Consider the following 13,244-nt stretch of genomic DNA (forward strand, 5'->3'; position numbering starts at 1 on the left):
GCCGCCCCATGATAACAGGAACCGCCATGACCCGCCTTTTCAAGACAATCACTTTGACCAGCGCCCTTGCCCTTGCCGGCCCAGCATTGGCCAGCGACCTGACCGCGATGACCGATCCGGAACGCGATGCGTTTCGCGCCGAGGTCCGCGCATATCTTCTGGACCACCCCGAGGTGATTTTTGAAGCCGTGGACGAGATGAAACGCCGCGATGCCGCCGCTCAGGACAACATGGATGAAACGCTGGTGCGCAACAACGCCGAGGCGATTTTTGACGATGGTTTCAGCCATGTCGGCGGCAATCTGGACGGTGACATCACCCTCGTCGAATTCATGGATTACCGCTGTGGCTATTGCCGCAAGGCGCATGACGAAGTGAAGGAATTGATCGCTTCAGACGGCAACATCCGCTTCATCACCAAGGAATTCCCGATCCTGGGGCCTGACAGCCTCGAAAGTTCGAAATTCGCCATCGCGGTGCGCCGTGTGGCTGGCGACGATGCCTATGTTGCGGCCTCCGACACCTTGATGACCTTCAACGGCAGCGTAAGCGACACCACGCTGCGCCGCCTGGCTGATGGGCTGGGGCTGGACAGCGATGCCGTGCTGGCCGAGATGAAAAGCGACGAAGTCGCGCGCATCATCGCCGACACCCGCGCCCTGGCGCAAAAGCTGCAAATCAACGGCACGCCGACCTTTGTGATGGGTGACACCATGCTGCGCGGCTATCTGCCGTTGGATGCCATGCGCCAGGTCGTCGAACAGACCCGCGCCGACAGCTAAAGCCGAAACAAGCGGCCTCGCACCACGACCCGAGAGCGGTTCAAATGGTGCGGGGCCGTATTTTGCGACTTATTCCGCGGCCTTCACTTCGGCGGCGTCAAGTTGCGCTGCCTTCTTCTCGACCTCTTCGACGATATGATCGATCATCTGGTCGTTTGACATTTTGTGGCTGGCCTTGCCCGCAAGATAGACCATGCCGCTGCCTGCCCCGCCGCCGGTGAAACCGACATCGGTCATCAGCGCCTCGCCCGGACCATTCACCACACAGCCGATGATCGACAGGCTCATCGGGGTTTTGATGTGTTCCAGCCGCTGCTCCAGCGTTTCAACCGTCTTGATCACATCGAACCCCTGCCGCGCACAGGACGGGCAGGAAATGATGTTCACGCCCCGGTGCCGCAGGCCGAGAGATTTCAGAATTTCAAAGCCAACCTTGACCTCTTCCACGGGATCCGCCGACAGGCTGACGCGGATCGTGTCGCCAATCCCCATCCACAACAGATTGCCCATGCCAATGGCGCTTTTGATGGTGCCGGATGTCAGCCCGCCAGCCTCGGTAATCCCGAGGTGGATCGGCGCATCTGTCGCATCTGCCAGCGCCTGATAGGCGGCGGCAGCCATGAACACGTCAGAGGCTTTGCAGGAAATCTTGAACTCGTGAAAATCGTTGTCCTGCAAGACCTTGATATGGTCGAGACCGGATTCGACCATCGCCTCGGGCGTGGGTTCACCGTATTTGTCCAACAGGTGCTTTTCCAACGACCCGGCATTGACCCCGATCCGCATCGAACAGCCATGATCGCGGGCCGCCCGGATCACTTCGCGCACCCGGTCTTCGGAACCGATATTGCCGGGATTGATCCGCAGACAGGCAGCGCCGGCCTCGGCCGCTTCGATGCCGCGCTTGTAGTGGAAATGAATGTCGGCCACGATCGGCACCGGGCTTTCGCGACAGATTTCCTTCATCGCGCGGGCCGAATCCTCGTCCGGGACCGAAACCCGCACAATATCCGCCCCGGCATCTGCCGCGCGAATGATCTGCGCCAATGTCCCTTTGACATCGGTGGTCACGGTGTTGGTCATGGTCTGCACCGAAATCGGCGCATCCCCGCCAACCGGCACTGTACCGACCATCACCTGACGGCTCTTGCGGCGGTAAATATTGCGCCACGGGCGGACGTGATTAAGGCTCATATCGGACATCCCTGCAACAGCGGTGATTTGTCCTGCAACCTAGTCAAGATTGTCGGTTTTGCAATGTGTCAATGTCGCCGGATCCGCATGGATCCGCACAAGCCGGGCAGAGACCGATTATTCGCCGACCGGCGCAGCAGGAACAGAGCCCACACGCAGGTTCAATTCTGCCACCATCTTTTCAAGATCGGCATCTTTGGTCGGATCGGCCGGCTGATACCGTTCGGTCAGGCTGGCAGCGGCCAGAACCACATTCGACGTCACCGCGCCACGTGGGCCTGCGGGGCCAAATGTCTGGCCGTTGACCGCGAAATAGATCGCGCCGGACGCCCCAACCCGCAGAGTCGCAGGATCGTCGGTCTGCGGCACATCATAGGTGTCGCCGGCATTCATCACCGCCTCGAAGACCACCGATCCATCCGCGCCACGCACCCGAACCCAGGCCGGGCGCACCGCCACCAGTTGAACCCCCGGCGTTGCCGGTTCCAGAACCTGCGGCAGAATATTGGCAATCGCCTGCTGCAGGGGCACATCGCCCGACGCCGCGGCGCTGGCCGTGGCAATTGTCGGCGCGCGTTCGCGCGACGCATGGGCGAAACTTCCGACCCGCGAAGGATCCAGCGTTGAAATCGGCGCATCCCGCGCAATCAGCACAGGCACATCAAGAGCTTGCGGGCGGTAAAGCCGGTCCAGCGGCTCCTCGGACGGCGGGGTAAAGACCCCCGATGCGCGCACCTCATCCGGGTCGGACTCCCCGGCCTGCGGCGCAATACGCCCTGCCCCTTCAAGCGGATCAAGCTCGGCCAGGGCAATTGGTGTCTGATCCACCGGGGTCAGTTGCACCCGTTGAATTTCCTGCAAAACGCTCCACCCGCCATAGCCGATCCCGGCGATCAACAGCAGCAAAACCATCATCGACCCGACGGCACCGGGTTCGATGCGCGACAGAATGCTGTCGTTTGCCGGGGTGAACGGCATGTTGGGGTCTTTGAAAATATCCCGCTCGCCAGAGGCTCTGGTCGTCAACGGCGCAGAGGGCTTTCGCGCGCTCGATGCATCGGCGGACATGCCATGGGCGGTGATGAAACCGCTTTCGGCGCAGAATTTCTGAAACGTGGAATCCGGGTCCATCCCAAGATACCGCGCATAAGACCGCACATACCCGGCGATGAAACCGGGGGTGTCAAATGCTTCGGGATCACAGTTTTCGATGGCCGCGATATAGGCTGCCTTGATGCGCAATTCGCGCTGCACATCCAGCAGGGACTTGCCCATGGTGGCGCGTTCGCCGCGCATCAAATCACCAAGGCGCAGATCAAAATCGTCAAAACCGCGGGGGCCGACATCTGTCTCTGGTAAAGCTTTATCGCGCCGCGATTTGCGCCCAATCATACGTCTCTGCCCCGTCTTTCCGCTGCCCTGACTTATGCCTTACCCCTAAGGCGTAGGGCGATTCGTGCCGCCCCACTTGTTGCGCTAACGTTAGCACGGAACAAGAGAAATTGCAGTGACAAAGAAAATCATGCGGATAGGTCGGCGCGATTCAGCGCACAATGCGACCAAAGATCGTCCATCGCGTTGACAAGTGCATCCATTTCCCGCGGTCCATGGACCGGCGACGGCGTAAAGCGAAGCCGCTCGGTGCCGCGGGGCACGGTGGGGTAATTGATGGGTTGAACATAAATCCCATAGCTTTCCAAAAGCATATCACTCAGCTTTTTGGTGTGCTTGGGATCGCCAACGATGACCGGCACGATATGGGTGCCGTGATCAATGATCGGCAAGCCCATGCCCTTCAGCCGCAGCTTGAGAATGCTGGCCTGGGTCTGGTGACGTTCGCGCAGCGCCTGATCGGTTTTCAAATGCCGCACAGAGGCCGCAGCCCCGGCAGCAACCGCAGGCGGGATCGACGTGGTAAAGATGAACCCCGGCGCATAAGATCTTATGGCGTCACACATTTTGTCGCTCGCGGCGATATAGCCGCCCATCACGCCATAGGCCTTGGCCAGGGTGCCGTTGATGATATCCAACCGATGCATCAGCCGATCACGTTCCGCCACGCCACCGCCGCGCGGGCCATACATGCCCACCGCATGGACCTCATCAATATAGGTCAGCGCACCGAATTCATCCGCCAGATCACAAATCGCCTCGATCGGACCGAAATCGCCATCCATCGAGTAAATTGATTCAAATGCGATCAACTTTGGCGCGTCCGGGTCGTCGGCCGCCAGCAGCTCACGCAGATGTGCGATGTCGTTATGACGAAAGATCCGCTTGGCCCCACCGTTGCGCCGGACGCCTTCGATCATCGATGCATGGTTCAATGCATCGGAATAGATGATCAGACCCGGGAACAATTTGGGCAATGTGCTTAATGTTGCATCATTTGCGATATAGGCCGAGGTGAACAGCAGCGCCGATTCCTTGCCATGCAGATCGGCAAGTTCAGCCTCAAGTTGCTTGTGATAGATGGTCGTGCCGGAAATGTTGCGCGTGCCGCCCGAACCGGCGCCGGTGGCGTCAATCGCTTCGTGCATGGCATCCAGCACAACCGGATGCTGCCCCATCCCAAGGTAATCATTGCCACACCAAACGGTGATCGGTTGTTCGCTGCCATCGGGTTTGCGCCAGATGGCATGCGGGTATTGACCCTGCTTCCGTTCGATATCGATGAACGTGCGATAGCGACCTTCTTCGTGAAGACGGTTCAGAGCAGTTTCAAGCTTCTCGGTAAAATCCACTTTATGGGTCACCGGGTCACCTCCGTTTGCGTGGGGCGGTCTGCCCTGCGTTGGAACCGGACCGTGGCGGATTTCCCGTCGCGGTCAAATTCACGATCATGAATAAATACAGCGGGGCCCCCCGCCTGACAACCTATGTAATACCTGACCCCATCTTCGGGCATTGATCCAAATCAAAGGTCACTGGACAGTCGTTTCCGCATCGTTAGGGTCTGACGCAAAAAGGAAACTGCCCATGGATATTTCGCCTGTTCTGACCCGAATCGATTCCGATCTCAATGCGGCATCTGACCGCTTGCTGGAACTTCTGCGGATTCCGTCGATTTCAACCGACCCGGACTATCGCGAAGACTGCCAGAAAGCGGCGGATTGGCTGGTTGCGGATCTGCAATCTCTTGGCGCCGAGGCGCGCAAATGCCCCACACCGGGGCATCCGATGGTGATCGGCCATCTGGGCGACACCGGGCCGCATTTGCTGTTTTACGGCCACTACGATGTGCAACCGGTTGATCCGCTGGATCTGTGGGATGCAGATCCGTTTGATCCCAAGATCGAGGAGACCCCAAATGGCCGGGTCATTCGCGGCCGCGGCGCATCGGATGACAAAGGCCAGTTGATGACCTTTATCGAGGCCTGTCGCGCCTATATTGCCGTGCATGGCAAATTGCCCTGCCGCATCACCTTCTTTTTCGAAGGCGAAGAAGAAAGCGGCTCGCCCTCGCTTATCCCCTTCATGAAAGAGAACGCCGCAGAGCTGACCTCGGACATTGCCTTGATCTGCGACACCGGCATGTTGAATCAGGACACCCCTTGTATCACCACCATGTTGCGCGGGTTGGTGGGCGAGGAAATCACCATCACCGGCCCGGACAAGGATCTTCATTCCGGCATGTTCGGCGGCATTGCGATGAACCCGATCCGGGTGTTGTCGCGCATTCTGGCGGGGCTGCATGATGATATGGGGCGCGTCACCCTGCCCGGGTTTTATGACGATGTGCCAGAGCTGCCCGAGGCGATCCGCGACCAATGGGCGGCCCTGGGCGATCCATCGGAACGGGCACGGGACTTCCTGTCGGCGGTGGGCCTGTCGGAACCAGCGGGCGAATCGACGCGCACCGGATTGGAAATGATCTGGTCGCGCCCGACCTGTGACGTGAACGGCATCTGGGGCGGTTATACCGGCGAAGGGTTCAAAACCGTGTTGCCATCGCAGGCGCATGCGAAATTGTCGTTCCGTCTGGTCGGGCAACAAAACCCCGAAACCATCCGCGACGCATTGCGCGCCTATGTGACCGCACAACTGCCCCCCGATTGCAGCGTGACGTTCAAGGCACATGGCGCATCGCCGGCCGCCACGATGGACACCTCTTCCCCGATGTTCGAAGCCGCCCGCCAGGCGCTTTCGGACGAATGGCCCAATCCGGCGGTCTTTGCCGGTTGTGGTGGCTCGATCCCGATTGCGGGCTATTTCGGCGATTACCTGTCGATGCCGGCGATGCTGATCGGCTTTGGTCAGGATGATGACCAGATCCATTCCCCGAACGAGAAATATGATCTGGCCAGTTTCCACAAAGGCACCCGCAGCTGGGCGCGGGTATTGGAAAAAATCGGGGCCCAGGCGGGCTCCTGACGAAAACTGTCAAGGGTGGTCAGTAAGACGGTCAGGCAGAAACACAGGAGACCTGCCATGATCGACCATTCCGGCCTTAGCGTGTCGAACTTTGACGCGGCCCGCGCCTTTTACGATGCCGCCCTTGCCCCGTTGGGCGGGGCGGTGATGATAGAGATCCCGCTGGAACACACCGGCGGGGTCAAGGTCTGTGGCTATGGCACCGATCGCCCGACATTCTGGCTCAGCGAGGGCGCGGCCCAGACCCCGCCCTGTCATTTCGCCTTTGTTGCGGCCGATCATGCCCAGGTTCGCGGGTTTTATGACGCTGCACTGGCGGCGGGCGGCACCGACAACGGCGCCCCCGGCCCCCGCCCGCATTATCACGCGGATTATTACGGTGCCTTTGTGCGCGACCCGGATGGAAACAATATCGAGGCCGTCTGCCACGCGCCGCAGTAACCGGCGGGGTGCGCATCCGTTGCGCACCCTTTGCCCATCGCAGGGCGCAGTTTTCTGTCCCGGTGTCCGGCCCAAGTGACCGGGCAACCAATCACAGCGCCACAGTGACCGAATAGCCGAATTCGATGCTTTGGCCCGGGTCCAACGCAACGGAATTGGGCCGATCTGCGATTTGGTGCCCGTCACCGACATGGGGTGCGGTGCCATGCCAGGGCTCTATGCACAGAAACGGTGCGCCGGTGGGGCGCCAAAGGGCCAGATCCGGCAGGTTCGTGAAGTTGAATTCAAGGCCCCTTCCGTCCGGCAGCCCGTAAAACAATGCATCCGAACCGTTGGGGAACACCAGGGCATCGTCGACAAACAGCTCTTCGCGAATCTCCAGACGCCCATTCACAAATGGACCGGGGATCGGATCGCGACGCAGCAATCCCCCCTCCAATCTTCGCATGTCCGGCGCGCCGCCCGACGCCAGCGACACATGGTGAACTGCATCCCCATCTCCGGCCCCGGTCCCAGCACCGGGCAGTGGCCAACAGAACGCCGGATGAAACCCAAAGCCAAAGGGCATCACCCGGTCGCTTTCGTTTTCCACCCGTGCGGTCACATGCAGCGTCGCCCCGTCCAGCCGGTGCGAAATTTCCAATGTAAATGCATAGGGATAGACCGCCCGGCTGTCGTCCGTGTCGCGCAGCACATGGCAGCACATCTCATCACTCTGCTCCTTGAGCGCAAAGTTGCTGCGGCGGGCAAAACCGTGTTGAGCCATCTTTGCGCTGAAGTCATCCACGGCAATAATGTCGTCGACCGCACGCCCGACAATCGGAAACAGGACCGGGGCCCGCCCGCCCCAGAACCGGGTGTCGCCATGCCACAGAAGGTCGTCGCCATCGTGGGTGCGCAGATATTGCATCTCGGCGCCAAGCGGCGAAACCGACAGGCTGAGTACCGTGTTTTGCAGATGGAGTTCACTGGGCATGGGGTGTTTGTCCTCTTCAGACTTCAATCCTTATCTACGGACCGACTATCCCAATCCATCAATAGAGAGAACCAAAGGCGAGCCCCCCCAGCCCGAATTTGACCGGAAAAGCCCAAAATTTATGCCCGCCGCCAAAGCGGTCCAATCAATGCAGCGCCCTCAAACATGCCCGATGAATCGCTCTGGCAGCAGCATTTGGCGCGTGTTTTCGCGCCGGTCGAATTGCCAGAACCCGGTTTCGCCGCGCGCCTTCCATGTTCGGTGCATCCGCTTGCGCACCCCGGTCAGGTCAAATTCCACCATCTCGCGCGTGGCAAAGGCGTCAAATACCGCCCGATCCTCGCCACGGGCCTCGGCAAACCAATGGCGACCGATCGAGGCCTCCTTGACCCCGGCCCCGACATCCGCCGTCACCGCATTGCGGCGGTTCATCGTGTCGACGTAATTGCCGAAATCACAGAATTTCAGATGAAACAGCAACAAGGCCTCTGGCGTCCGCAGCTTTTCGGCCTGGGTGAAATGCCCGCCCCGCGCGATTTTGGTGCCCAGCGACACCACACAGGGTTTGGAATAATGCGGCGCGACCCGCACATGACGGCGCGGCCCGAGGATGTGATCGGCGATCGGCTGATCTTCGATATCAATCCGGTGCAGCACCTCCAGCCCCACGGGCGTCAAAACCTGGCGCAGAGGTTGATCGCGCAGGAAATCCAGCAGCCCCCCGGCCACCGCCGGGTCAACCACCACCAATTCATCCACATCGCCCACAATCACATGATCGTAATAACAGCGCAGCCCCTGCACCGTATTGTTCAGCATCCGCCAGCGTTTCATATCGAAATTCGGGTGCGGATCGCCGGGAATGCCAATGATATTGCAGCCCTGCGCCAGTTCGGCGACCTCCGTGCCGCGGCCGTGATTGACGATGTAGCAATTTTCCCGCCCCAGTTGGTCACCGTAATGGCGCAGCCAGGCGCGCAGGAAAAAGGCGTCGTCGCGCACCATGGTCAGTGCGGCGGCTGTTGTTTGCATCTGCGTGTCCTGCTCTTGCACGGGCTTTACCACCCGGTTACCACTTTTCCATAGAATAAAGCGTAAACGCCTTTCAGCAAACGGCAAAGGGCCGCGATGACAGTTTCGATCCTGGATGATCTGCGCACCGATGGCTGGTCCATCCGCCACCAGGGCCCCGCGCCCAAACGGTTTCAGGTCATGGGCGAGCGGTCGTCGGGGACCAATTTCATCAAGCGGTTGATTGATGGCAACAGCGGATTGGCAAACTCGGACGTGCTGGGCTGGAAACATGGGGTGCCGGCGATGTTGGCGATCCCTGGCGATCTGGTGGTGGTCTGTGTGTTTCGCGGCGCGGAAAAATGGGCGCTGTCGATGCATGCCAAACCCTGGCACTGTCGCCCGCCAATGCAGGAAATGGCGTTTTCCGATTTCATCCGCGCGCCCTGGGACACACGTGTTGACCGGCCGCGCTATTTCCCATGGGCCGACGGGCCGGAATATCGCGGCCAGGATTTGCAGGCGGATCGCCATCCGATCACCGGCGACATGTATCGCGATCTGTTTGAGCTGCGGGCGGTCAAGATGGCGGCCTTGCTTGGGTTTGCCAACCGCCACCCAAATGTTGTTTTTGTCCGTCTGGAGGCCGTGCAAGCCGCGCCAGAGGCGTTTTTGGCGGGTTTGGCTGCCGGGTTGGGATTTGCGGGACTTTCCCGCCCCTATCAGCCGGTGACCAAACGTCTGGGGGCAAAATTCAAACCCGCGGTGGCACATCGCCCGCTGACACCGGAAAAGATGCCCGAGGGCGATCGCGACTGGATGATGTCACGACTGGATCAGCCGTTGGAAACGGCGATGGGATATCACATTCAGGGATGATGTTTGGCGCGTGATGATCGCAATTTTGCGATCATTCTGAAGAAGGTAAGTGGCGCGGTTGACGGGGCTCGAACCCGCGACCTCCGGCGTGACAGGCCGGCACTCTAACCAGCTGAGCTACAACCGCGCGTGAGGGGCGGAATAGGATAAGCGCCGCGGGCCGTCAACGACAAAAAGCACCTTTGGCCGGGTTTTTTATCAATTGCGTCGCGTGATTGGTCTTTGTGGGTTTGGCGGCAAAAATTGCAGGTTCTGATTTGGTGCAATCACACAGTCGCCCCGCCGGAGCGGGCCGACTGGCTTTGTGCAAAACTGGGGGCCAGCCCCCAGACCCCCGGGATATTTTGACCAAGAAGAAATGGAGAGGCCGGAGGTGCAGCGGCGCAAGACCGCAGGAGATTTGCAGGAACGGAATTGAGGAATACTGGCGGCCGGATCGGCGCAGGCCAAGCACCCAATGTGTCACGAAATTGGGCAATGTCGTTTCAACGACTTTGGGGTAAGTGGCGCGGTTGACGGGGCTCGAACCCGCGACCTCCGGCGTGACAGGCCGGCACTCTAACCAGCTGAGCTACAACCGCGCGTTCGGGCTGATTAGGCCATGGTGCCGGGCGCGTCAAGCGGCTTCGCTGCAATTAATGCAGCTTTTTCGCCACAGGCGCCTGTGAAAAACCACAAGATGATGTGGGATTCAGGCTCTTTGGCCATAGGGCAAAGGGCGTTTTATAAATTTTCCTTTGATATTAGCGGCTTGCCGGGCTTTGTTGTTTGGAACTGAATTTTTTGCGCGGTCTGCCAGCCGTGACCCCTGGGGAGGGATTATTTTGTTGATTTCGAGACGTGAGGCCCTGATCCTGGGGGCCGGGACAGCGGCGGCTGGTGTATTTCCCGAAATGGCTGCGGCCAAACCTGTCATTCGGCTGCCAAATGACATTGTCGCACGTGATGCGGCCACCATCACCGCCGTGCGCACGCCGTCGCCGGTGGTGGCGATGACCTTTGACGATGGGCCGCATCCGAAGAACACCCCGCGCCTGTTGGACATGTTGCGCGAGCGCAAGATCAAGGCGACCTTTTATGTGATTGGCAATCGGGTGAAGACTTGGCCGCAGATTGCCCGCCGGATTGCCGACGAGGGCCATGAGGTTGGCAACCATTCCTGGTCGCATCCCGATTTGTCGCGCTATTCCAACGCCAATGTACTGAAAGAGATCGACAACACCACAATGGCGATCTGGAATGCCACCGGGCGGCCGCCGGTGACCTTTCGTCCGCCATATGGAGCATTTACCCGCCGCCAGCGGACCTGGCTGAACAGCCAGCGCAATTTGCCCACCATCCTGTGGTCGGTGGATCCGGTGGATTGGCGCAGGCCGGGGGCCAATGTGGTGGCGCAACGTATTTTGCAGCATTCCCACAAGGGCGCGATCATCCTGAGCCATGACATCCATCGCGGCACGATTGATGCCATGCCGCGCACACTGGACGGATTGACGGGGCGCGGCTTGCGGTTTGTGACCGTCAGCCAGATCCTGGGCTGGCCAACCTGGCAGAACCGGCGGTTTGCCCGCGCCACATCTTAGGGTCAGGACCCTTTAATCGTGTGCCTAGCGCATCAGCCGCTTTCGGCCTTTTTTTCCCAGCGGCCCGATTCCTCGGACCAATATTGCGCGGCGCAGGCGGCACCGGTCAGGGTTTTCCATTGGCCGCGCGCCTGATCCACGGCCTGGGGATCGTTGCCATCGAACAGAATACATGTGCGTTCCATCCGCTGCACCTCGTCCGGGGTCAGGGTCGCGCCGTCAATCGACATGATGCATTGCGGATCATTGCCAGCCGCGCCGGAGGTCAGCAAAATCGGTTGCAGCGCATCATGCGGACCGCCCGCGCGACCATGCGGCAGGAACCCGTCTTCCGGCTCCAGCCACAGTTTTTCATCCAGCCAGTCCAGCCGCCCCTCGTCCGGGCCGCGCACCGCCACGCGCCAACCGGCCCCGCGCGCCCGGTCCAGCAGCACCGGCAGGGTCATTTCCAGCGGCTTGCGTGTCAGGTGATAGAAATAGACCGCGCCCAAGGGGTTACTCCGTTTCGAACCGATCACGCACCAGACGGTCCAGCGCCATCACACCCCAACCGGTTGCGCCCTTGGGGGCAAGGTCGGTGTCTTTGCTGACCTGGGCCACCCCGGCGATATCGAGGTGAATCCATGGCGTTTCATCGCGCACAAACCGTTTGAGGAACTGCGCCGCCGTAATCGAACCAGCGGGGCGACCACCGACGTTTTTCATGTCTGCCTTCATCGACTTCAGCTGGTCATCATAGCTCTGCCCCAGGGGCAGACGCCAGGCGCCCTCGCCCGTGGCGGCGGCGGATTTCAGGAAATCATTGCAGAAGCTGTCGTCGTTGGAAAACACGCCCGCATTGTCATGGCCAAGGCCGATGATGACCGCGCCGGTCAGCGTCGCAAGGTCGACCATCGCGGCGGGTTTATAGGTCTCTTGCGTGTACCAAAGCACGTCGCAGAGCACCAAACGCCCCTCGGCATCGGTATTGATCACTTCGATCGTGTCACCCTTCATCGAGGTCACGATGTCGCCGGGGCGCACCGCATTGCCAGACGGCATGTTTTCCACCAACCCGACAAGGCCGATCACATTGGCAGGCGCTTTGCGCAGGGCCAGCGTCTTCATCACGCCGGACACAACCCCGGCGCCGCCCATATCCATGGTCATGTCTTCCATGCCTGCGGCGGGTTTCAGGGAAATGCCGCCGGTGTCGAACACCACGCCCTTGCCAACCAGCGCCAGCGGCGCGTCGCCGGATGTGCCCCCCATCCATTTCATCACCACAACCTTGGACGGGCTGTCGGACCCCTGCCCGACACAGAGCAGCGCGCCCATGCCAAGCTCGGCCAGTTTGTCTTCTTCCAGAACCTCGACCTCGACCCCCAGATCGCGCAGGCCTTCCAGCCGGGCAGCGAATTCGGTGGTGGTCAGCACATTGGCAGGTTCGCTGACCAGATCGCGGGTAAAGAACACGCCTTCGGCCACCGCCGCCATGGGCGCAAATTCCTGCTCCAGTTCGGCGGGTTTCGAACACATGATGGTCAGGGTGGCGGCGCGCGGCGTATCCTTGCCGGTCTTGTGATCGCCAAATTCATAGCCGCGCAGCGCCAGACCCATCGCCAGATCGGCGATCTTGGCGCGGCCACCGGCCAAAAGCAGAAGGTCGCTGTCACCGCGCAGTTTCGCCAGGGCCGCCCCGGCGCGTCGTGCGGTAGCGGGATCGGGGCGGCGCGTCAGCTTGATCACATCCAGCGCCTCAGCCTCGAGCCCCGAGGGCGACAAAAGCGAGACGACATCGCCGTCCTTCATCTTGTCGAACGCGGCACTTTCGGAAAACCGCTTCAACGCCTGACGCGTCAACCGGTTGATCCGGCGCCCGCCGGGATCCATCTTGGCCTCTTCATCCAGGATAACGACAACCCTGCCGGTGACGTTTTCAATGGTGTCCAACGCGGTTTCGGCAAATGTAATGGCTGCGGGTGTGGTCATGTCTGCTGCTCCGTGACATCGCGAATATTTCGG

At 60.4% G+C, this 13,244-nt stretch carries 12 protein-coding genes and 2 tRNA genes; 5 read left to right on the plus strand and 9 right to left on the minus strand.

Features of this window, described 5'->3' with window-relative positions; translation table 11 throughout:
• The first annotated feature begins 26 nt into the window (after positions 1 to 26).
• Positions 27 to 782, plus strand: a complete 756-nt coding sequence (locus tag Q4577_RS10600) for a DsbA family protein (RefSeq protein WP_303467757.1) — start codon at positions 27 to 29, stop codon at positions 780 to 782.
• Between the two features lie 69 nt (positions 783 to 851).
• Here the strand turns inward: Q4577_RS10600 and ispG are convergent, their stop codons facing one another.
• The 3 genes from ispG to hemA form a co-directional block, all read right to left on the minus strand.
• Positions 852 to 1,976 (minus strand): flavodoxin-dependent (E)-4-hydroxy-3-methylbut-2-enyl-diphosphate synthase, encoded by a 1,125-nt coding sequence (ispG, locus tag Q4577_RS10605; protein ID WP_244689935.1) that lies wholly within the window; start codon positions 1,974 to 1,976, stop codon positions 852 to 854.
• A gap of 117 nt (positions 1,977 to 2,093) precedes the next feature.
• Positions 2,094 to 3,368: a helix-turn-helix domain-containing protein gene (locus Q4577_RS10610; protein WP_303467758.1), complete on the minus strand. Its 1,275-nt coding sequence runs from the start codon at positions 3,366 to 3,368 to the stop codon at positions 2,094 to 2,096.
• 128 nt (positions 3,369 to 3,496) lie between these two features.
• Positions 3,497 to 4,720, minus strand: a complete 1,224-nt coding sequence (gene hemA / locus Q4577_RS10615; protein ID WP_303467957.1) for a 5-aminolevulinate synthase — start codon at positions 4,718 to 4,720, stop codon at positions 3,497 to 3,499.
• 235 nt (positions 4,721 to 4,955) lie between these two features.
• Between hemA and Q4577_RS10620 the strand changes: the two genes are divergently transcribed.
• Positions 4,956 to 6,350: a M20/M25/M40 family metallo-hydrolase gene (locus Q4577_RS10620; RefSeq protein WP_303467759.1), complete on the plus strand. Its 1,395-nt coding sequence runs from the start codon at positions 4,956 to 4,958 to the stop codon at positions 6,348 to 6,350.
• 57 nt (positions 6,351 to 6,407) lie between these two features.
• Entirely contained in the window at positions 6,408 to 6,791 is a 384-nt protein-coding gene (locus Q4577_RS10625) for a VOC family protein (RefSeq protein ID WP_303467760.1), read from the plus strand.
• Positions 6,792 to 6,882: 91 nt separating this feature from the next.
• Here Q4577_RS10625 and Q4577_RS10630 read toward each other — a convergent pair whose 3' ends face one another.
• Together Q4577_RS10630 and Q4577_RS10635 are read right to left on the minus strand one after the other, a co-directional pair.
• Positions 6,883 to 7,767 (minus strand): aldose 1-epimerase family protein, encoded by an 885-nt coding sequence (locus Q4577_RS10630; protein WP_303467761.1) that lies wholly within the window; start codon positions 7,765 to 7,767, stop codon positions 6,883 to 6,885.
• A gap of 159 nt (positions 7,768 to 7,926) precedes the next feature.
• Positions 7,927 to 8,799 carry a glycosyltransferase family 2 protein gene (locus Q4577_RS10635; RefSeq protein WP_303467763.1) on the minus strand — a complete coding sequence of 291 codons (873 nt, stop codon included), beginning with the start codon at positions 8,797 to 8,799 and terminating at the stop codon, positions 7,927 to 7,929.
• A 96-nt stretch (positions 8,800 to 8,895) separates the two neighbouring features.
• Here Q4577_RS10635 and Q4577_RS10640 point away from each other — a divergent pair, with 96 nt between their 5' ends.
• Positions 8,896 to 9,657, plus strand: a complete 762-nt coding sequence (locus Q4577_RS10640) for a hypothetical protein (protein ID WP_303467764.1) — start codon at positions 8,896 to 8,898, stop codon at positions 9,655 to 9,657.
• Positions 9,658 to 9,707: 50 nt separating this feature from the next.
• On the opposite strand, the gene Q4577_RS10645 is transcribed toward Q4577_RS10640, so the two are convergent.
• Both Q4577_RS10645 and Q4577_RS10650 read right to left on the minus strand, forming a co-directional pair.
• Positions 9,708 to 9,784: transfer RNA gene (locus Q4577_RS10645), tRNA-Asp, on the minus strand.
• A gap of 377 nt (positions 9,785 to 10,161) precedes the next feature.
• A tRNA-Asp gene (locus Q4577_RS10650) sits at positions 10,162 to 10,238 on the minus strand.
• Positions 10,239 to 10,481: 243 nt separating this feature from the next.
• On the opposite strand from Q4577_RS10650, the gene Q4577_RS10655 reads away from it, so the two are divergent.
• Entirely contained in the window at positions 10,482 to 11,240 is a 759-nt protein-coding gene (locus Q4577_RS10655) for a polysaccharide deacetylase family protein (RefSeq protein ID WP_303467765.1), read from the plus strand.
• Between the two features lie 32 nt (positions 11,241 to 11,272).
• Here the strand turns inward: Q4577_RS10655 and Q4577_RS10660 are convergent, their stop codons facing one another.
• Positions 11,273 to 11,731 (minus strand): DNA polymerase III subunit chi, encoded by a 459-nt coding sequence (locus Q4577_RS10660; RefSeq protein WP_303467766.1) that lies wholly within the window; start codon positions 11,729 to 11,731, stop codon positions 11,273 to 11,275.
• Positions 11,732 to 11,735: 4 nt separating this feature from the next.
• A complete protein-coding gene (locus Q4577_RS10665) occupies positions 11,736 to 13,211 on the minus strand; it encodes a leucyl aminopeptidase (RefSeq protein WP_244689951.1) in 1,476 nt (491 codons plus the stop codon).
• Positions 13,212 to 13,244 lie beyond the last annotated feature (33 nt).

Origin of the sequence: Marinovum sp. 2_MG-2023, from assembly GCF_030548265.1 — a bacterium.
Classification (GTDB): Bacteria; Pseudomonadota; Alphaproteobacteria; order Rhodobacterales; family Rhodobacteraceae; genus Marinovum.

Bases quoted from the DNA above. Each gene is read 5' to 3' on its own strand.
- Q4577_RS10600 (WP_303467757.1), top strand. From the start codon at position 27: ATGACCCGCCTTTTCAAGACAATCACTTTGACCAGCGCCCTTGCCCTT.
- ispG (WP_244689935.1), bottom strand. From the start codon at position 1,976: ATGAGCCTTAATCACGTCCGCCCGTGGCGCAATATTTACCGCCGCAAG.
- Q4577_RS10610 (WP_303467758.1), bottom strand. From the start codon at position 3,368: ATGATTGGGCGCAAATCGCGGCGCGATAAAGCTTTACCAGAGACAGAT.
- Q4577_RS10620 (WP_303467759.1), top strand. From the start codon at position 4,956: ATGGATATTTCGCCTGTTCTGACCCGAATCGATTCCGATCTCAATGCG.
- Q4577_RS10625 (WP_303467760.1), top strand. From the start codon at position 6,408: ATGATCGACCATTCCGGCCTTAGCGTGTCGAACTTTGACGCGGCCCGC.
- Q4577_RS10630 (WP_303467761.1), bottom strand. From the start codon at position 7,767: ATGCCCAGTGAACTCCATCTGCAAAACACGGTACTCAGCCTGTCGGTT.
- Q4577_RS10635 (WP_303467763.1), bottom strand. From the start codon at position 8,799: ATGCAAACAACAGCCGCCGCACTGACCATGGTGCGCGACGACGCCTTT.
- Q4577_RS10640 (WP_303467764.1), top strand. From the start codon at position 8,896: ATGACAGTTTCGATCCTGGATGATCTGCGCACCGATGGCTGGTCCATC.
- Q4577_RS10665 (WP_244689951.1), bottom strand. From the start codon at position 13,211: ATGACCACACCCGCAGCCATTACATTTGCCGAAACCGCGTTGGACACC.